Source organism: Candidatus Pelagibacter bacterium nBUS_49, assembly GCF_051200925.1.
Lineage (GTDB): Bacteria > Pseudomonadota > Alphaproteobacteria > Pelagibacterales > Pelagibacteraceae > Pelagibacter.
On sequence record NZ_CP172837.1, the window covers coordinates 1,302,443 to 1,322,217 of the forward strand.

Here is a 19,775-nt window from a genome sequence, read left to right on the forward strand (position 1 = left end):
ATTTCATGCCATTAAAAAAAAAGAAAAAAACTAAAGTTAAGAAGAAAGTTACAAAAAGAGTAACTAAAAAAACTAAAATTAAGAAAAAAATTATTAATAGTGTTGCAAAAGAAAGTTCAAAAGAACTTATTATTAAAACTAAATCTCAATGGATTAAAAGTAGTTTAGCAACTAAAAGTAAATATCAAGATAAGTATTCTCAATCGATTAAAAATAACGATGAGTTTTGGAAAAAAGAAGGAAAAAGAATAACTTGGATAAAACCATATAAAAAAATTAAAGATGTTAAATACAGTACTAAAGATGTCAAAATAAAATGGTTTCACGATGGAACTTTGAATGCTTCTGCAAATTGTATTGATAGACATTTAAAAGATAAAAAAGATAAAACTGCAATAATTTGGGTTGGAGATGATCCCAAAGATAATCAGAAAATATCTTATAAACAACTTCATGAAAAAGTATCTAAAGCAGCTAATGGCTTAAAAAAATTAGGAATTAAAAAAGGAGACAGAGTTACTATTTATTTAACAATGATCCCTGAGCTTGCTATTTTGATGCTTGCTTGTGTTCGTATCGGTGCAGTCCATTCTATTATTTTTGGTGGTTTTTCTGCGGACTCTATTTCTGGAAGAGTAAATGATTGTGAATCTGAATATATAATTACTGCCGATGAAGGTGTAAGAGGAGGAAAAACAATTCCTTTAAAATATACAACTGATGAAGCGTTAGAGAGTTGTCCTAATGTTAAAAAATGTATTGTTGTTAAACGAACTGGAAATTATATCAACTGGGATAAATCAAGAGATGTTTGGTACCATGATTTAATAAAAGATGTTTCTAAAAATTGTGAACCTGAGGAAATGAACGCAGAAGATCCTTTATTTATTTTATATACTTCAGGATCAACTGGTAAGCCTAAAGGAGTTTTACATACAACAGGTGGTTACATGGTTTATGCTTCAATGACCCACCAGTACATTTTTAATTGTAAGCCGAAGGATATCTATTGGTGTACTGCTGATATTGGGTGGGTTACAGGTCATAGTTATATAATTTATGGACCTCTAGCAAATGGAGCAACCACAATAATGTTTGAAGGTATACCAAACTATCCAACCACTTCTAGATGGTGGCAAATAATTGATAAGTATAAAGTAAATACTTTTTATACTGCACCTACTGCAATTAGAGCTTTAATGCGTGAAGGAGATAAACCAGTTAAAAAAACCTCAAGAAAATCATTAAAATTACTTGGTACTGTTGGTGAACCGATTAATCCAGAAGCTTGGATGTGGTATTACAAAACTGTAGGTAATTCCAAATGTCCAATTGTTGATACATGGTGGCAAACAGAAACAGGTGGGATAATGATTGCCCCTCAAACTGGTGCGATAGATTTAAAGCCTGGCTCAGCAACTAAGCCATTTTACGGCATAAAGCCTGCTATTGTTGATAAAAAAGGTGTTGAAATTAAAGGCCCCGGGGAAGGAAGACTTTGCATTGCCCAATCTTGGCCAGGACAGATGAGGACTGTTTATGGAGATCATCAGAGGTTTATTGATACCTATTTTTCACAGTTTAATGGGAAGTATTTTACAGGTGATGGCTGTAGAAGAGATAAAGATGGATATTATTGGATCACAGGAAGAGTTGATGATGTAATTATTGTATCAGGACATAATCTTGGTACAGCAGAAATAGAAAGCGCATTCGTTGCTCATCCAAAAGTTGCTGAAGCAGCAGTTGTGGGTTATCCGCATGACATAAAAGGTAACGGGCTTTACTGTTATGTAACTTTAAATGTAGGTGAAAAAGAAAATGGTGATCTAGATAGGGATTTAAAACTTTGGGTCAGAAAACAAATTGGACCCTTGGCTACTCCAGACTTAATTCATTTTACACCAGGCCTTCCAAAGACTAGATCAGGAAAAATAATGAGAAGGATCTTAAGAAAAATTGCAGCTAATGAACACGATCAATTGGGTGACACAACAACTTTAGCCGACCCAAGTGTAATTGAAAGTTTAGTTGATAATAGAAAAAATATTTAAAATTCTATTAACTTTTTAAATTCATCTCTAATAATATCCCACTTTAAAATCATAGAATTTAATACAATTTTTCTATCTAAAGTTTTAAGTTCTTCAGCTATAGGGGCCCACTTATATAATGAAAGTGCGCTTGGATTAAAAGGTAGATCTTTATAATAAGTCTCCCAATTTAAATTTTGCAATCTTTCATTAAAAGTTCTTTTTGCTTCCTCGGTTATATCAAGTGGCATCTTGTTTGATATTTCGTCATCTAAAATTTTGTTAAAAATTTCTTTAGCTTGATTAGTGTTTTGATAATTAAAATTTACTTTTAAATATGAAAAAGTAAAAAAAGTTAAATCTTGAAGAGCTGTAGAATAAATATTCCACTTAGCTAGATTAACTGATGACATAAACTCATCATTATCAAAATGAAGAACGTATCTGGTTCCCATTCGAGTTTTCAAATAGCTATATAAAGTAACTTGCGTAACCCATGCAGATTTTGTTTGAATAAAATGTTCAAGTTCATCTAAATCTTTTATTTTTTTCTTTGGAATGAAAGCTTTAAACAAAGCAAACAAATAAATTTTAAAATCTTTAAATGATAAATCTTTCCAAGATAACTTATATTTTTGCATAAAATCGTAGTTTAGAACAATTATACCTTAAAAAAGTAAGTAATTAAGCACCTATTATGATCAATTTTCATCTTTTCAAAACCTTTATAATGGTTATGGTTTTCACAGTTATAACTAAAAAGAGAGAGGTATAAATGTCAAACGCAGAAAAACACTGGGAAAAAACCAGGTCACTGTTATTTGTAACATTGGCAATTTGGTTTGTATTCTCAATTGGCATCTTCCTTTTTGCAGCTGAAATGAATGAGGTTACTGGACCTTTCGGATATCCATGGACATATTGGTTTACATGTCAAGGATCTCTTGGAATTTTTGTAATCTTGTGTTTTTGGTTTGCTAATAGGCAAGAGAAGATCGACGAAGAATTCGGCTTCACCGAGAGAGGAGATGACTAATGATTAAAGGTAAATTTATAGACAATTTGCCAAAAGTTTATGGGATCTATACTGGAGGTTTTATAGGTTTCATAATCTTAATGGCAATTGGTGAGCAGATGGGTATGACTGCAAAAGCAATAGGTGTTGCTTTTGTAGCTTTTACAATATTCATCTACGCATTAATCGGTTATCTATCAAGAACAGCCCAAGCAGATGCTTATTACGTAGCTGGAAGGCAAGTTCCAACTGTATTCAACGGTATGGCGACAGCGGCAGACTGGATGTCTGGTGCTTCATTCGTTGCAATGGCAGGTGGTATTTACTTTAAAGGTTACGGATATATGGCACTACTTGTTGGTTGGACTGGTGGTTATATATTGGTTGCAACTTTATTAGCACCATACTTAAGAAAATTTGGCTGTTACACAGTTCCAGATTTCGTGGGTACAAGATACGGTGGTAATTTAGCAAGACTATGTGCGGTAATAGTTTTAACTGTTGCTTCATTCACTTATGTGACTGCTCAGATTAACGCTACGGGTACTATTGCATCTGTTGCTCTAGATATCGACTTTGGATACGCTGTATATATTGGACTAATAAGTATTTTACTTTGTTCAATGTTAGGGGGTATGAGAGCGGTAACTTGGACACAGGTTGCACAATATATCGTACTGATTATAGCTTACTTACTTCCAATTTTTTGGATCAGTAACAAAATGGGTGCAGGTTTCTTCCCTCACTTTATGTTAGCTGATGAAGTAGCTAGAATTGGTGAACTAGAACAGCAATTTGGGTTTGTTAAAAACTCTGCAGCTGATTTAGCAACGGTACCTAAAGGGTTAGCTGGAATAACTAAAGCACACTCTGCAGTAAATGCAACGCCTTGGGCGTTTATTTCATTGGCACTAGCGATGATGATGGGAACAGCTTCATTACCACACGTGATGATGAGATACTTTACTACTCCAAGTGTAAAAGCAGCTAGAAAATCAGTGGGTTGGTCTTTATTCTTTATCTTCCTTCTGTATTCTTCTGCGCCAATGTTGGCAACACTATCTAAACTGTCGTTGATTGATCCAAATTTACCTACAGGTATTATTGGTAAATCATTTGCTGAAGTTCAATCAATTGATTGGTTCCAAAACTGGAATCAAGCAAACTTGATGTTCATCAGTGACTTTAACGGAAATGGAACTCTTGAATTAAATGAGTTTTTCATGGGCGGTAAAGCGGTTGTTTTAGCAACACCAGAAATAGCTGGATTACCATATGTAATTTCAGGTCTGGTTGCTGCTGGAGGTATGGCTGCTGCCATGTCAACTGCTGATGGTTTAATTCTAGCAATTGCAAATGCGATTTCTCATGATGTTTATTACAAAATGATTGATCCAAAAGCAGAGACTGCAAAAAGACTTCTTGTTGCAAGGGTATTACTTGTAATAATTGGTTTTGCTGGAGCAACTATTGCGGCAATGGAAATCCAAGGCATCTTAGGTTCAGTAATCTGGGCTTTTGACTTTGCGATGTCTGGATTGTTCTTCCCACTCGTACTAGGTGTATGGTGGAAGAGAGCGAACAGACAAGGTGCTATTGCTGGTATGGCTTTAGGTCTTGCATCTTCAATTTGGTATCTAGTTTGGGTAAGAACTGGTGGAAGTGGTTTCCTAGGTATTACTCAATTAACATTTGGTATCTTTGGAGCGGCAGTAAGTTTGGTTTCTATGGTTGTTGTAAGTTTAATGACTGAGGCGCCAGATAAAGCTACTCAAAAAATGGTTGATGAAGTTCGTATACCAAGCGGTAGAACCGTTACTGGTAAGTAGAACAATCAAATCTTAATTATATTATAGAGGGGCGATTAATTTCGCCCCTTTTAATTTACTCCTTTTTCCAATATAAATTTCTTAATGTCGGCAAACCTTCATCCTCTAGTTTATTTTATAGATTACCTACTAGGTGTTATCATGTGGACTTTGATAGGGAGAGTTGCAATGAATATTTTTCAAAAAGAAGATTCTGAATTCTTTTTTATGAAAATATTTGTAAAATATACCAATCCATTAATAAAAATTTTTAAACCTATAACCCCATCTTTCATTATAGAGCCTCTAGTACCATTGTATGTTGCCTGGTTCTTTTATATGATTAGATTTTACTTTATGCCTTGGATCTTAGGCTATTCTGTAATGGGTATGTTGTCCTTTCCGTTAGAAAGTGAAATTTCTAGGCAAATTTATCAATTATTTAATTCAATTAAATTTTAAAAATTGATACTAGTAGATCTAGCTATCAATGAAAAAAATACAAATTTCACCATCAATATTATCTGCTGATTTTAGTCAACTAGGTAATGAAATTAAAAGACTTGAAGAAGGTGGTGCAGATATGATCCATGTTGATGTCATGGATGGTCATTTTGTACCCAACCTTACTATTGGGCCACCTGTAATTAAAGCTTTAAGAAAACAGTGCTCAATTAAATTTGATGTTCATTTGATGATAGCTCCTGTTCATAAATATATTGAAGCTTACGCAGATGCCGGGGCTGATATTATTACAATTCATCCAGAGGCAACCGAAAACTTAGAAGAGTCAATTTTAAAGATTAAAAGCTTAAATAAAAAAGTTGGAGTCTCACTTAATCCAGAGTCTAAACTTGACTTAATTAATAATTACCTTGAGAAGATTGATTTAGTTTTAATAATGAGTGTAAATCCTGGATTTGGTGGTCAAAAATTTATGCCTGAAGTTTTAAATAAAGTTAAACAACTTAAAGAAATTAAATCAAACAAAAATATGAGCTTTGATATTGAAATTGATGGAGGGATTAATTTTGATAATTGTCAATCAGCAATTGAGGCTGGAGCTAATATCCTTGTTTCAGGAACAACAGTATTTAAAAGTAATAATGGAGATATAAAAAAAAATATTAATTTATTAAAATTAAAATAAGTTAATGACCATCAAAAATTTTATAGCTAACTTAGGCCAAATTTATTTTAATTTAAAATTAAGTTTAAAACAATTTTATCAAAACTCTAAATTTTATGACAAAAAAATATCTAAAACTAATGATATTGCTTTTGATTATAAACCAAGTCCTTACTTAATATCTTCAATAGTAAAATATCAAAAAAAAAATATAAAATTGAAGACTTTGCATTAGAAAGTATTTGGCGAAATGATTTAAAATACGAAGAATTTGAAAAATTAAATAATTTTTTTTGGTTTTTTAGCCTTGATTTAAAATCATCAAAAAAAACAACTCAAACAGTTATTAGTAATTGGATCAACGAAAATCCTCACTACAATAAAAAAAGCTGGAATTTTGACATCACCTCTAAAAGAATAATTTCTTGGTTATCCAATCATCAATTGACTTATGAAGATTGTGAAGAAGATTTTAAAAAAAAGTTCAACCACAGTATTCAAAAACAAACAAATCATCTCATGTATGAAATCAAAAATTTGTCAGAGGTTGAAAATAAAATAGTTGGATGTGCAGCAATAATTTTAACAGGGCTATCATACAAAACAGAAAATAAGTATCTTAACAGTGGATTGGCTCTTTTGAAAAAGATAATAAAATCATCAATTGATAATCAAGGTTTTCCAAAAACTAGAAATATAAAACAATTAATCTTCTATTTAAAATATTTTATTTTAATTAGAGAGTGGTTTAAAGAGTCCCAAAATATAATTCCCGAATATATTGATGAAACAATATACTATCTTGGTCAAAGTTATGCTTTTATCTGGCAAAATATTAATCAAGATATTCTATTTAATGGTAACTACATCTCAAACAATAATGAGTTTGACCAGTACCTTAAAAGATTTGGATATGTTTTTAAAAATGAAAATAAGGAGATTGCAGGTTATGCCATTCTTAAAAGTAAAAAGATTATATTTACGATGGATATAGGAGACAGTCCCAGCAATAATTTTTCAAAATTTTATCAATCTGGCGCTCTTTCATTTGAAGTTTTTTCGAATGGTAAAAAACTAATCACAAACTCAGGCTATTTTTCTAATATTCAAAACAAATTAAATAAGCTTTCAAAAAGCACTGCTCTACAAAGCACTCTTTCAATTGAAGATCATTCTTCTTGTAATTACAAAAAATCAAATAAATCAAATCTAATTGTTGATAGAGGCGTTCACATAACTAAAAAAAATATAGTATTTGAGGATAATTATTGGAAACTATCAGGTTCACATGATGGATATCTAAAAAAGTTTAAAACTATTCATGAAAGAGAAATTGAATTTTATCCAGAACAAATGAAATTTATTGGTTTTGATAGATTATTAAGAAAAGACAATTCAGAACAAATTAAATTTGATGTAAGATTTCATCTAGATCCAAATTCAAGAGTAATGAAAACACAAGATAATAAGTCAATCCTAATAGAGCTAGAAGAAGAAGGCTGGAAATTTAGTTGTGAAAACTATGATATAAATATTGATAATGGATTATATTTAGGTATTAAAAATTCATACAAAGAAAATCAAAACATATGCGTTTCTGGAATAAGTAAAAATACGAGTGAAATCATAAAATGGGAAATTACTAAAATATAATGAAAAAAATAAAAACAGCTCTAATTTCAGTTTCAAATAAAAAAAATTTAAGACCACTTCTTAATTCTTTAAAAAAAAATAAAATAAAGATTATTAGTTCGGGTGGCACCTATAAAGAAATTAAAAAATTAAAATTTAAGTGTCTAGAAGTTTCTGAATTTACAAGTTCACCTGAAATTTTAGAAGGTAGAGTAAAAACTCTTCATCCAAAAATACATGCTGGAATTTTGAATAAAAGAAATAATAAAACTCACTTAAAAGATATTAAAAATAATAATTTTGAAAATATAGATTTAGTTATTGTAAATTTTTATCCTTTCGAAGAGACATTGAAGAATACCAAAAGTCATGAAAAAATAATTGAAAATATTGATGTAGGTGGACCAACAATGGTCAGATCAGCAGCTAAAAATTATAAAGATGTAACAGTTATTACCTCTTCAGATCAGTATGAAGAATTAATTAAAGAATTAAAATCGAACAAAGGTTCTACATCCTTAGAATTTAGAGAAAAATTATCTAGAATTGCGTTCACTGAAACTGCTTATTATGACTCGGTTATTTCAGATTATTTTAATAAAAAAAGTCATATAATTTTTCCAAAAAAAAAAGTGTTTCATGCAAATCTTATTGAAAATCCTCGATACGGAGAAAATCCACACCAGGAAAGTGCAATCTATTCAAAAAATAATTCATTAAAAATAAATCAAATTCATGGAAAACAATTAAGTTATAATAATTACAATGATATATTTTCAGCTTTAACCATTTCAAAATCATTACCTAAAAACAAAGGAACAGTAATAATAAAACATGCCAATCCTTGTGGAGTTTCAATAAATAACGACCATCTTAAGAGCTATAAACTAGCCCTATCATGCGATCCTATAAGTGCATTTGGAGGAATAGTATCCTGTAATTTTAAAATAAATAAAAATATAGCAGCAGAAATAAATAAATTATTCTTTGAAGTCATTATAGCAAATGGCTTTGAAAAAGATGCGCTAGACTTATTTAAAAGGAAAAAAAATTTAAGATTAATTGATGCAACGAATTATTCTTTCAAAGAAATATTAAGGTTTATATCTTCTAACGAAGAATTATTAATACAAACAGAGGACTTTAAAAGATTTAGTAGTAAAGATTTTAAAGTTGTTTCCAAAAAAAGACCAAGTCCAAAACAAATGAAAAGCTTAATTTTTGCATTTAATATTTGTCGATATGTAAAATCCAATGCAATAGTGCTTGCATCAAATGACACAACTGCAGGAATAGGCTCTGGTCAACCAAGTCGATTGGATAGTTGTCAAATTGCAATAAATAAAATGAAAAAGTTTATACACACAAATGAGGATGTTGTAGCTGCATCTGATGCATTTTTTCCATTTGTTGATGGAATTGAAAAATTAGTTCAATCAGGTGTTATAGCAGTTGTACAGCCTTCGGGATCTATTCGAGACAAAGAAATTATTAATTTTGCGAATGAAACAAATACAATTTTAGTTTTTTCGAAAACTAGACATTTTAGACATTAATGAAGTTAAATTACTATCTTAAAAAAATTCAAAATTTAATTCTAAAAAAAAATTATAATTACCCAAAAACGATTATAGATTACTTTTATAGAAATAAAAAAATAACCATAATTTCTTTCTCAAGTATTGGCAGAGGAAGAAAATATGTTCAACAAAATGAGTTTTTTAATTTAACAAAAAAATATAATGTTATGTTTGTCAAAGATATAACTAGATCTTGGTTAAACAATATTGATATAAACTATATTAAATCATCTCTTAAAAATAATAATAATTATGCGATTGGTCATAGTATGGGAGCTTTTAATGCCATCACTTACTCCACTCTTCATCCTATTAAAAAAGTAATTGCATTTTCTCCTCAATTTTCAATCCATCCAAAAATATCTAATGATAATACTTTTTTAAATTTTGCTGCTAATATTACTGAATGGAAATATAAGAAATTAAAATTTTCTAATAAGACAAATTATTTAATTATTTTTGGTGATAGTGAAAAAGAAAAATATCATATGAGCATGATACCTAGGCGAAAAAATATAAAATTAATGATAATAAAAAATTGTGATCACAACACTGCTCCACACTTAAAAAAATTAAATAAACTTTATAAAATTATTAATAAGTTTTTTTCTTAATTAAAGCTGATTTATTTGATCTATTTTGGAAGCTAAAATGAAGTCATTTTCTGAGAGACCTTTTATTGCGTGAGTTGTAATTTCAATCTCTGCATAACCCCATCCAAATTTTATGTCTGGATGATGCCCTTCTTCTTCAGAAATTTTTGAAACAAAATTGATAAATTTTTGACTTTCTATAAAATTTTTAAAAATAAATTTTTTATTCAAAAAATGAATATCATTTTTATTTTTTACTATATCCCAACCATCTACTTTTTTTTGATATTTATGTATTTCTGAAATATCGAAAGGTATAACGCCACCTTCACAGGGAATACATTTTTTGTTTGAAAGATCACTCATAAAAATTTTTTGGAGCGGGCAAAGGGGGTCGAACCCTCGACCTTCTCGTTGGCAACGAGACGCTCTACCACTGAGCTATGCCCGCATTGTTTCCTGCTAATTAATTTTGGTTAGCGTTTCTTACACTTTTAAATATAATTAGTAAAATTGGATTATCCTATAGAAATTAGAACAAATCAAGAAAGTTGTGGATCCACTGTGTCCCAGAATGAGTCCAATAGATTTACAGACCAACTTAAAATTTAACAAAAACATACCTGAAGATTATCAATTAAAAAAATTATAAGATTTAAGTTATATTAAATTTTATGAAACTATCTAAAAAATAATATGATTTTAGAAAAAAGAACTCTAATTTTTTATTATTTAAAAAAATAATGCTCAAATGATAGAAACAGGTATTAAAAAATTCAAAGAAAGAAAACTTTTAGAATCTTTACGAATTTTTAAAAAATTAAATAAATCAAATCCAAATAATGTAGATATATTGTTTTTTTTAGGAAATATATACTATGAGCTTAATGACCTAAAAAAAAGCATATTATATTTTGAACAATCTTACAATAAAGTTCCAAATTCTCCCATAATAATTAATAATTATGCAAATGTACTTCAAAGCCTAGGAAAATTTGAAAAAGCGAAGAAATTATTTCAAGACTTAATTAAATTAAACCCAAGAAATATAAATTCCTATTACAGACTATTTAGTATGAATTTTAAAAATTTTGATAAAGAATATCTAAATAAGATTAAATCTTTAGAAATTCAATCTAGCTTAGGAGATAAAAGTCTAATAAATTTTATTTGCTCTAAATATGAAAAAACAAGAAATATAGAAAATGAAATTAAATATTTAAATTTAGCTCATAAGTTCCAATTTGACTCAAATAAAGAATATAACAAGAGATCAACTGAATATCATACTCATTTACTTAAAATTCATCACAATAAAATAAATTTTTTAGACGATGGCAGAAAATTAAATAATTTAAATGATATTCAACCTATTTTTATTATTGGATTACCACGATCAGGTTCTACTTTAATAGAAGCTTTATTATCAAGAAATAGTAACTGCTATTCTTATGGTGAGTTTAGTATTTTTGACTTTGCAATATTTAATCAAATTAAAAAAAATATTTTAACAAAAGATTATAATTATAAAAATTTTAATTTTTCTTTTAATCAAGATATATTTTTAAGTAATTTAGAAAATGTTTATTCATATTCAAATAAAAAAAATTTAATTGATAAATCATTAGAAAATTTTTTTTATATCGATCTAATATTAAAGATATTTCCTAAAGCGAAATTTATTCATACTTTTAGAAATAAACTTGACTCTTTAGTAGCTATTTATCAGTCAATGTTAATTTACCTACCTTGGACTCACTCCATAGACAATATTTCAAAATATTTTTTAAATTATAAAAGAACTATTGCTCACTTTAAAAAAAAATATTCCAATAAAATTTTAGATATAAAACTAGAAGATTTTACAAACGATCCAAAAAATTACTCAAAAATAATATTAAAATTTTGTAACATTGAAACTTCTGAAGATATATTAAGTTTAAATGATAGTAATGGTTTTATAAGCAAAACCAGTAGTTTTTTACAGATACATCAAAAAATTCAAAAGTATAACGATGATAAGTATAAACCATATTATTTTTTATTTAAAAAATATAATTAAGTTACTTAGTTGTACTCTAATTCTTTCAATTCTTGTTCATAAATACTAGAAATTTTATTTTTTATTTTATCGTCTAAAATTTTCTTCCAATCATTTTTTGGGCCTAAAAAGAAAAAAGGTATTTTGTTTTTATCTTTTTTTGAAATTATAGACTCGGAAAATCCATTTTTTTTTTCATCATCTTTAAGTTTATCAAAAAATGTTGAGCTTACAGAATTTTTTAACTTTTCAATATTAATTTTATTATTGATAAATGTTGTTTGATTAATAAATTTTATAATATCTTTAACAATTACAAATGTTTCATTGAGCAAATCTTCATATTTAATTATTTTTATAGGTATTTTGCTTTGTACTTTCCATGATTTATAATTCATGTTCCATGAACTTATAAATTGAAAATCACTATATCCATCCTCTTCAAAATTACTAACATCGTAAATATAATTTTTTTCATTCATCATCCATACTAGTGCCTCATCATCATTTAGTTCATAGTGATTTTTTAGAGACGTAATTACATTTCGTGGATCTCTAACAATATAAATTCCCCCTATTGAATTTTTTTGATCTGTAAAATGATGATTGTTAAGTGCTCCAAAAGAATTATGAGTTTTAAAAAATCTTAGTGTATTATCTAAATTAATTTTTTCTTGAGCTTTAAGCCAATATTTTGATGTATCAGTTACAATATTTTTATCATATTCAAAACTTTCAAAGTGTCTTTTTTCAGGAAATTGACCAATTTTTTTTATAATACTTTGATGATATTTTCCATCTTCAGTATAATAATAAGAACTTAATAATGCTCTTAGCCATGTATTTCCACTTTTAGGGTACGATGCAATCCAAAATATCATTGTATAAATATTATAGATTAATAATATTAGTTTTGTAAAAAAATATGAAAAATCTTCCCAAAATAATTCCAGTTTTTCCGTTAAGTAATTTTATTATTTTTCCAAAAACGACAGTCCCATTAAATATTTTTGAACCAAGATATATCGATATGATTAATGACAGTATGAAGTCAGATAAATTTATTGGTATGATTTAGCCCAAAAAAATAAAGGATAAGTATACGCCTCCTATTTTACATAAAATTGGTTGTCTAGGAAAAATAACAAGTTTTAAAGAGACCGAGGATGGAAGGTACATGATTGAGTTGAAAGGTTTAATTAGATTTAATGTAATTAAAGAAATTAAATCTAATAAAAATTATAGACAATATGAGGTTGATTTTAATGATTTTAATGGAGATCTTGTAGATAAAAAAGAACAAATTAAATTTTCTGATCTAGAATTAATTTTTAAAGATCTAAAATCTTTATTTGAAAAAAGAGGATTTATAATAAATTGGAAAGAACTTGAGAAACAGAGTTTAGATGAAATAATTAATGCTTTAGCTATGGCTTCTCCATTTTCTCTTGAAGAAAAACAAATGTTATTAGAAGCAGAAAATCTTAATATAAGAAAAAATAAAATAGCTGAAATTTTAAGCACTTATACGTACGATGTGTTCAATAATACCACTCTTCAGTAAATTAAAATAAAACACCCCTATCAGCAATTTTAGTAAATATTTTATTGATTGCTGGATAATTACTAACAGTCTTTAATGACTTACTTAAAAAACTATTTTTCATTATTCTTTCAATGCTAAAAAATTCATGAATTAAATCCACACCTTGAGAAAAAATTAAATTTTTATGTCTTATTTGTTTTTGAAATTCTGAATTAACAGAAGTATCTAATGGTAAACCGAGATCTATTTTTTTTTTAATAATTTTTAAAAGAACCTGGATATCTCTTATAGTCATATTAAAACCTTGACCTGCTAAAGGGTGAATTTTGTGTAGTAAATCTCCAAATGCTAATATATTTTTATGATAGTATCTCCTTAAATTTAATGACTTTAACTCAAAACTATCAATTTTTTCTATTTTTCTAATTTTATACTTAAAATTTTTATCTTTTAATATTTGTTCAATATTTTCATTTTTATAATTATTCACATTATAAACAGAATAAACAACTGATGTTTCTGTGTTAGATATAGGTAAAAAAGCTAGAGGTCCTTTTTTTGTAAAAATTTGAACAGCAGTATCGTTTAAAATTTTGTCATGTTTAATTATAGTGACGTATGCGTTACTATTGTATTTTTTAACAATTTTATTACTAAAGTATTGATTAGTAATAAAATTAAATGAATCACAATTAATTATAAGATCATATTTGCCTAATGTAAAAAAATTTTTTTCTTTATAAAATTTTGACTTAAAAAATTTATTTTTTGATAAATCTTTTTCTAATTGTTTATATAATTTATGATTTTTAAAAATTGAAAAAAGTTGATCATTATTTGATTTAAAATTTATTAGTTTTTCCTTTTTTAAATTTTCAGAAAAAATTTCAATTCTTTTTAGCTTCCAAACAATTTTTTCAATATTAGTTATATTTTTGTTAAAAAAATCAAAATTATTTTTTGTAATACCAATAGTTCTTAAAGTATTAATTTTATAATTCTTTTTATTAGAAAGCACATCAACATCAATTTTATAATTAACTAAAGCTTTAGCTAAAGTTAAAGCAGTTAATCCATTACCAAGTATACAAACTGTCATAATATTTTTAATTTTAACAATAAAAATTAGATGATACAAAGTGATTAAATTGATTCATTTATATGAATATTAAAAAAACTGCTAATTTATTGCTTAATTTTGCCATTAAAAGATTGGCGGAAATATTTGGGATTTTAATTTTTTTGGTGGGTGCAATGTTATTTTTGGCACTATTAACATACTCGCCGAAAGATCCTAATTTCATTTTTCCTGAAACTACAAATATTGAAAACTTGATGGGTTTCAAGGGTAGCTTTACATCTGACTTATTTTTTCAATCGGTTGGATTGATGGCTTACTTAATTCCATTCACATTAATAATCACTGGAATTAATATTATAAGATTAAAAGATTTTTTTTTATTAATTGAAAATCATTTTTTTGCAATTTTATACTTAATATTTGGAACGTTTTTTTTAAGTTATTATTATTCTGATGCATATTCTCTATACATAAATGGTAATAGTGGTTTTGTTGGAGAATATCTCAATCAATCATTTCTTGGATCTTTAGTGTCAATTAATGAAAAAATTTTTTTTTATGTTCTAATTTTAATTACTTTAATTTTTTTTCTCATTAGTATCAATTTTAATCCAAAAAAGTTTTATGAATTTATAAACAAAACTTTTAACCTTTTAAAGAAAAAAAATAATAGAAATTATACGGATAAGAGTGAAATAATTAATGAGTACATTCCTCAAGATGAAATTAAAAATCTTATTCAAGAAGATTTACCTTTTATAAAAAGTGAAAATAAATCTGAAGTAAAAATAAAATTTAAATTACCAAGTCTTGATTTGTTAAAGATTCCAACAAAAAAAGAGAGGGAAAGTTTCGAAAAAAATGAAACTCATGACCCAACATTTTTAGAAAAAATACTAATGGACTTTGGCGTTAGTGGAAATATTAAAAAAGTTAGCCATGGCCCTGTGGTTACTCTTAATGAATTCGAGCCTGCAGCTGGAGTAAAAGTTTCTAAGATTATAAATCTATCAGATGACATAGCAAGAAATACAAGTTCGGAGTTTGCTAGGATAGCCACAATACCTGGAAGTAATACTGTTGGTATAGAACTTCCAAATAACATAAGAGAAAATGTGTATTTAAGTGAAATTTTAGGTAACGTTGATTTTAAGAAAAAAGAAATTAAATTACCAATAGCACTAGGTAAAAATATTTCTGGAAAACCAGTTGTAGGTGATTTAGCTTCCATGCCCCATCTTCTTATTGCTGGAACTACTGGGTCTGGAAAATCTGTTTGTATTAATACTATTATATTATCTCTACTTTATCGACACACACCAGATAAGTGTAAATTTATTTTAATTGATCCAAAAATGCTAGAGCTATCTACATATGAAGGAATTCCACATCTACTTTGTCCAGTGATTACAGAAGCCAAAAAAGCAGCCTCTGTTCTTGGTTGGGTCGTTAAAGAAATGGAGAGCAGATATAGATTAATGACTAAAGAGGGTGTGAGAAATATTGATGGGTATAACGCTAAACATAAGCTGCCAATGCCCTACATTGTTGTTGTCGTTGATGAGATGTCAGATTTAATGTTAGTTGCAGGTAAAGAAATTGAAAATTATATTCAAAAATTATCCCAGATGGCTCGTGCTGCTGGTATTCATATTATAATGGCCACTCAAAGACCAAGTGTTGATGTGATTACTGGTACTATTAAAGCTAATTTTCCAACTAGAATATCTTTTCAAGTTACATCAAAAATAGACAGTAGAACCATTCTTGGAGAACAAGGTGCTGAACAACTATTAGGTAAAGGAGATATGCTTTATATGTCCTCTGCTAATAGAATAGTAAGAATTCATGCACCCTTTGTTTCAGATAATGAGATTGAAAAGATTAATAATTTTTTAAGAGCCCAAGCTGAACCAGATTATATTGATGAAATATTAAACTTTGCAGATGAAAAAGAATTTGGCGACAGTCAAATTCAAGGTGATAAAGATGAGTTATATGCACAAGCATTAGATATTATTAGATCAGAAGGAAAAGCTTCAACATCATTTTTACAAAGAAAACTTCAGATTGGTTACAATCGTGCAGCAAGAATTATAGATATGATGGAGTCTGATGGTATTGTAAGTAAAGCAAATCATGTTGGTAAAAGAGATGTGCTTTAATGTTTAAACACTTTTTGTTTTGTTTTTTTTTGATTTTGATATCTGGTGTTCAAGCAAGTAATAAGGATAAAATATTAGAAAATTTGCAAAATACTGAAAACTTAAATTTTGATTTTGAACAAAATATTAATGGAAAAGTAGAAATTGGAAATTGTACGATTCAATATCCTAAAAAAATATTTTGCGAATATCAAAAAAATAATAAAATTTTAGTTTCTAATGGCAAATCACTAGTAATTAAAACTATTTCTAGCTTTTATAGATACCCCTTAAATCAAACACCACTTAACTTGATATTAGATAAAAATTTTTTAATACAAAAAATAGAAAATTTAAAAGAACATACATTGGGTAAAACATTTATAAATTTTGAAATCATAGAAAAAGAAAGTGAAATAAATATATTTTTTGATAATGAGAATTTTGATTTAGTTGGATGGCAAACAAAAGATATCTATCAAAATATAAATGTTACTTATATTTCTTCAATTAAGAAGAATCAAAAAGTTAATAAAGATTTATTTGAATTACCTTCACAAAACTAAATTTTTATAATTTCAGTTTTAAATATTTTCATACCTCTGGCAATATAGTTATTTAAAGCATTTTTGTGATCTAGGGAACATGTATGAACCCAAACTCTATTGATACCTCCATTAAAAGATTTTTGAATTGCTTGATATAATAAATATGATCCTAGCCTTTTATTTTGAAATTCTTCTAACAATCCAAAATAAGCAATCTCAACTTCTTTTATTTCACCATGAGATATCAATTCAAAAAAACCAGCTAAATCGTTTTTAAATTTAAATATGTACGTTTTGACATTTTTATTAGAGACATAATTTATCCATTGAGCTTCTGTCCAAATTAAACGATCAATCCATTTATATTTTTTTCCAATGTTTTTATAAAAAAATTTATTTAGTTGAAAATTTATTGGTTCTAATAAATCTAAAGAACAATCTTCATTAGGTTTGATTACCTTATTTAGATCTTGAATTGATTTTATTTCTAAATAATTTCTTTGAACCTCTTGTGTCACTCAACCATTTTTCCAACTTTTTCACCTCCAAACAAATGAAAGTGTAAGTGTGGAACCTCTTGACCACCATGATCACTTATATTGGCCAATACTCTATAGCCCTTACCTTCTTCTGTTGAAATACCTAACTTTTTTGCAACTATATTTAAACCTTTAATCAACCCAACCATCTCCTCAGGAGCAGCATTTAAACTAAAATCATCCAGATCAACGTATTTTCCTTTTGGGATTACCAAAGCATGAATTTTTTTTTTAGGATTAATATCATGAAATGATAAAATGAATTCATCTTCGTAAATTTTATTACAAGGTATTTCGCCTCTTAATATTTTTGCAAAGATATTACTATCATCATAACTCATTTTTTTCTTTTTTCTAATTCCTTCATAACTTCTTCGATTTTTACATCATTGGCTTCTAGGTACATCAATAAATGATAAAAAACATCTGCAGCTTCGTGTATTTTATTTGTATCTTCTTCAATTGCTTCAATTAATTCATCAACTTCTTCTAAAACTTTTGCTTTGCTTAAAGATTTATCTGTAAGCAACTTATTTGTGTAAGACCCTTCTACAGGTGATGTCTTTCTTTCTCGAGCAAGCTTTATTAAATTTTCTAATGTACTAAGCATTCTAAATTCTAACAGGTATTCCTTTTGAGTCCAAATATTCCTTGGCCTCTTTTACCGAATGTTTTCCATAGTGAAATATAGATGCTGCTAAAACTGCGCTTGCATTTCCTAATTTAATTCCATCAACTAAATGATCAAGATTACCAACTCCACCAGAAGCAATAACAGGAATATTTACTTTAGAAGATATCTTAGAAATTAATTCAATATCATAACCAACTTGGGTACCATCTCTATCCATTGATGTTACTAATAACTCTCCTGCACCGCTATTTTCCATTTTTTCTGCAAATTCTATTGCATCAATTCCTGTATTATTTCTTCCGCCATGAGTAAAAATTTCCCAGTTATCAGAATTTTTTTTAGCATCTATCGCAACAACAATACATTGTGAGCCAAATTTTTTAGAACTTTCTACTACTACCTCTGAATTTTGAACTGCGGCAGTATTAATTGATACTTTATCTGCGCCACAGTTTAATAATTTATTAATATCATCAACGCTTCTAACTCCTCCTCCAACAGTTAAAGGGACAAAGCATTTCTTAGAAGTTCTTTCTACTACTTCATAAATAATGTTTCTATTTTCATTGGAAGCAGTAATATCTAGAAAACAAATTTCATCTGCCCCACCATCAGAATAAATTTTAGCTTGCTCAACTGGATCTCCAGCATCTTTTAAATCAACAAAATTAATACCCTTAACTACACGCCCATTTTTAACATCTAAACAAGGTATTATTCTGTTTTTAAGCATCTAATTCCTTTACTAATTCCTCTAATTTAATATCACCATCGTATATAGCTTTACCAACTATAATACCTTCAATATTCTTATTATTTAATTCTTTAGCTTTTTTAATATCATCAACAGACGAAACTCCTCCAGATATAATTACCGGGCAATTCGATATGTTCGCAACTCTAGTTGTTTCTTCAAAATTAGGACTTTGCTTCATCCCATCTCTATTAATATCAGTATATATTAATCTGCTAGCACCATATTCATTAACCTCTTTCAAATAATCTAAAGTTAATTGGTTTGAATTTTCTTTCCAACCTGAGACAGACAAATATCCATCTTTTGCATCAAGCCCCAAAGCAATTTTATTTGAGAATTTTTCACAAGCTTCTTTTAGAAAGATCTTATCTTTTATGGCAGCACTTCCTAAAATAACTTTTTCAACGCCAACATCAGTATATTTCTGAATGCTTTCAAAGTTTCTTACTCCTCCACCAATTTCAATTTGAAGATCAAATTTGCTAACTATTTCTTGGATAATATCAAGATTAACTGTTTCTCCAGTTAAAGCCCCATCTAAATCAACTATGTGTAAGTGTTTAAAACCATGGTCATTATATTTGCTAGCTTGTTCAATAGGAGACATTTCGTATTCAGTTTTGTTGTCAAATTCTCCTTTAACTAACCTCACACATTTTTTATCTTTAATGTCAATTGCAGGAAATATTTTCATT

General features: G+C 27.8%; 21 protein-coding genes, 1 tRNA gene and 1 pseudogene. 13 read left to right on the forward strand and 10 right to left on the reverse strand.

What is annotated here, in order from left to right; translation table 11 throughout:
- The first annotated feature begins 5 nt into the window (after positions 1-5).
- On the forward strand, positions 6-2,054 hold the full coding sequence (gene acs / locus ACIJYF_RS07135) for an acetate--CoA ligase (protein WP_435116446.1): 2,049 nt from the start codon (positions 6-8) through the stop codon (positions 2,052-2,054).
- On the opposite strand, the gene ACIJYF_RS07140 is transcribed toward acs, so the two are convergent.
- Positions 2,051-2,674: an esterase gene (locus tag ACIJYF_RS07140; protein ID WP_435116448.1), complete on the reverse strand. Its 624-nt coding sequence runs from the start codon at positions 2,672-2,674 to the stop codon at positions 2,051-2,053. The two genes, acs and ACIJYF_RS07140, sit on opposite strands and share 4 nt — an antisense overlap.
- 134 nt (positions 2,675-2,808) lie before the next feature.
- Here ACIJYF_RS07140 and ACIJYF_RS07145 point away from each other — a divergent pair, with 134 nt between their 5' ends.
- The 8 genes from ACIJYF_RS07145 to ACIJYF_RS07180 all read left to right on the forward strand — a co-directional run bounded on the left by ACIJYF_RS07145 (position 2,809) and on the right by ACIJYF_RS07180 (position 9,811).
- On the forward strand, positions 2,809-3,069 hold the full coding sequence (locus ACIJYF_RS07145) for a DUF4212 domain-containing protein (protein ID WP_435116449.1): 261 nt from the start codon (positions 2,809-2,811) through the stop codon (positions 3,067-3,069).
- Positions 3,069-4,877 carry a sodium:solute symporter family protein gene (locus ACIJYF_RS07150; RefSeq protein ID WP_435116451.1) on the forward strand — a complete coding sequence of 603 codons (1,809 nt, stop codon included), beginning with the start codon at positions 3,069-3,071 and terminating at the stop codon, positions 4,875-4,877. Before ACIJYF_RS07145 ends, ACIJYF_RS07150 begins: the two co-directional genes overlap by 1 nt.
- Positions 4,878-4,961: 84 nt before the next feature.
- Positions 4,962-5,318 (forward strand): hypothetical protein, encoded by a 357-nt coding sequence (locus tag ACIJYF_RS07155; RefSeq protein ID WP_435116453.1) that lies wholly within the window; start codon positions 4,962-4,964, stop codon positions 5,316-5,318.
- Between the two features lie 28 nt (positions 5,319-5,346).
- Entirely contained in the window at positions 5,347-6,006 is a 660-nt protein-coding gene (gene rpe, locus ACIJYF_RS07160) for a ribulose-phosphate 3-epimerase (protein WP_435116455.1), read from the forward strand.
- Between the two features lie 4 nt (positions 6,007-6,010).
- A complete protein-coding gene (locus tag ACIJYF_RS07165; protein ID WP_435116457.1) occupies positions 6,011-6,220 on the forward strand; it encodes a hypothetical protein in 210 nt (69 codons plus the stop codon).
- Between the two features lie 209 nt (positions 6,221-6,429).
- On the forward strand, positions 6,430-7,638 hold the full coding sequence (locus tag ACIJYF_RS07170; protein ID WP_435116459.1) for a heparinase II/III family protein: 1,209 nt from the start codon (positions 6,430-6,432) through the stop codon (positions 7,636-7,638).
- Complete coding sequence (purH, locus tag ACIJYF_RS07175) at positions 7,638-9,173, forward strand: bifunctional phosphoribosylaminoimidazolecarboxamide formyltransferase/IMP cyclohydrolase (protein WP_435116461.1); 1,536 nt, start codon at positions 7,638-7,640, stop codon at positions 9,171-9,173. The genes ACIJYF_RS07170 and purH overlap by 1 nt, the downstream gene beginning before the upstream one ends.
- Entirely contained in the window at positions 9,173-9,811 is a 639-nt protein-coding gene (locus tag ACIJYF_RS07180) for a serine aminopeptidase domain-containing protein (protein WP_435116463.1), read from the forward strand. Before purH ends, ACIJYF_RS07180 begins: the two co-directional genes overlap by 1 nt.
- Here the strand turns inward: ACIJYF_RS07180 and ACIJYF_RS07185 are convergent, their stop codons facing one another.
- Positions 9,812-10,156: a 4a-hydroxytetrahydrobiopterin dehydratase gene (locus ACIJYF_RS07185; RefSeq protein ID WP_435116465.1), complete on the reverse strand. Its 345-nt coding sequence runs from the start codon at positions 10,154-10,156 to the stop codon at positions 9,812-9,814. It lies immediately after the preceding gene.
- 10 nt (positions 10,157-10,166) lie between these two features.
- A tRNA-Gly gene (locus tag ACIJYF_RS07190) sits at positions 10,167-10,241 on the reverse strand.
- Between the two features lie 300 nt (positions 10,242-10,541).
- On the opposite strand from ACIJYF_RS07190, the gene ACIJYF_RS07195 reads away from it, so the two are divergent.
- Positions 10,542-11,852, forward strand: a complete 1,311-nt coding sequence (locus ACIJYF_RS07195) for a tetratricopeptide repeat-containing sulfotransferase family protein (RefSeq protein WP_435116467.1) — start codon at positions 10,542-10,544, stop codon at positions 11,850-11,852.
- A 5-nt stretch (positions 11,853-11,857) separates the two neighbouring features.
- On the opposite strand, the gene ACIJYF_RS07200 is transcribed toward ACIJYF_RS07195, so the two are convergent.
- On the reverse strand, positions 11,858-12,712 hold the full coding sequence (locus tag ACIJYF_RS07200; protein WP_435116469.1) for a sulfotransferase domain-containing protein: 855 nt from the start codon (positions 12,710-12,712) through the stop codon (positions 11,858-11,860).
- A gap of 44 nt (positions 12,713-12,756) precedes the next feature.
- On the opposite strand from ACIJYF_RS07200, the pseudogene ACIJYF_RS07205 reads away from it, so the two are divergent.
- Positions 12,757-13,395 (forward strand): annotated as a pseudogene (locus ACIJYF_RS07205) (LON peptidase substrate-binding domain-containing protein).
- A gap of 1 nt (position 13,396) precedes the next feature.
- On the opposite strand, the gene ACIJYF_RS07210 reads toward ACIJYF_RS07205, so the two are convergent.
- Positions 13,397-14,476 (reverse strand): FAD-dependent monooxygenase, encoded by a 1,080-nt coding sequence (locus ACIJYF_RS07210; RefSeq protein WP_435116471.1) that lies wholly within the window; start codon positions 14,474-14,476, stop codon positions 13,397-13,399.
- A gap of 62 nt (positions 14,477-14,538) precedes the next feature.
- On the opposite strand from ACIJYF_RS07210, the gene ACIJYF_RS07215 reads away from it, so the two are divergent.
- Together ACIJYF_RS07215 and ACIJYF_RS07220 are read left to right on the forward strand one after the other, a co-directional pair.
- A complete protein-coding gene (locus tag ACIJYF_RS07215) occupies positions 14,539-16,623 on the forward strand; it encodes a DNA translocase FtsK (protein WP_435116473.1) in 2,085 nt (694 codons plus the stop codon).
- The gene (locus ACIJYF_RS07220) at positions 16,623-17,168 is read left to right on the forward strand and encodes a LolA family protein (RefSeq protein ID WP_435116475.1); all 546 of its coding nucleotides are present in this window, start codon (positions 16,623-16,625) and stop codon (positions 17,166-17,168) included. The genes ACIJYF_RS07215 and ACIJYF_RS07220 overlap by 1 nt, the downstream gene beginning before the upstream one ends.
- Here the strand turns inward: ACIJYF_RS07220 and ACIJYF_RS07225 are convergent.
- From ACIJYF_RS07225 to hisA, 5 genes are read right to left on the reverse strand one after another with little or no spacing between them, the layout of a single operon-like run.
- Positions 17,165-17,668 (reverse strand): GNAT family N-acetyltransferase, encoded by a 504-nt coding sequence (locus tag ACIJYF_RS07225; protein ID WP_435116477.1) that lies wholly within the window; start codon positions 17,666-17,668, stop codon positions 17,165-17,167. The two genes, ACIJYF_RS07220 and ACIJYF_RS07225, sit on opposite strands and share 4 nt — an antisense overlap.
- Positions 17,665-18,030, reverse strand: coding sequence for an HIT domain-containing protein (locus ACIJYF_RS07230; protein WP_435116479.1), 366 nt, complete (start codon positions 18,028-18,030; stop codon positions 17,665-17,667). The genes ACIJYF_RS07225 and ACIJYF_RS07230 overlap by 4 nt, the downstream gene beginning before the upstream one ends.
- Positions 18,027-18,299 (reverse strand): phosphoribosyl-ATP diphosphatase, encoded by a 273-nt coding sequence (hisE, locus tag ACIJYF_RS07235; RefSeq protein ID WP_435116481.1) that lies wholly within the window; start codon positions 18,297-18,299, stop codon positions 18,027-18,029. The genes ACIJYF_RS07230 and hisE overlap by 4 nt, the downstream gene beginning before the upstream one ends.
- A 1-nt stretch (position 18,300) precedes the next feature.
- Positions 18,301-19,056 carry an imidazole glycerol phosphate synthase subunit HisF gene (gene hisF / locus ACIJYF_RS07240; RefSeq protein WP_435116483.1) on the reverse strand — a complete coding sequence of 252 codons (756 nt, stop codon included), beginning with the start codon at positions 19,054-19,056 and terminating at the stop codon, positions 18,301-18,303.
- Positions 19,049-19,774 (reverse strand): 1-(5-phosphoribosyl)-5-[(5-phosphoribosylamino)methylideneamino]imidazole-4-carboxamide isomerase, encoded by a 726-nt coding sequence (gene hisA, locus ACIJYF_RS07245; protein WP_435116485.1) that lies wholly within the window; start codon positions 19,772-19,774, stop codon positions 19,049-19,051. The genes hisF and hisA overlap by 8 nt, the downstream gene beginning before the upstream one ends.
- Position 19,775 lies beyond the last annotated feature (1 nt).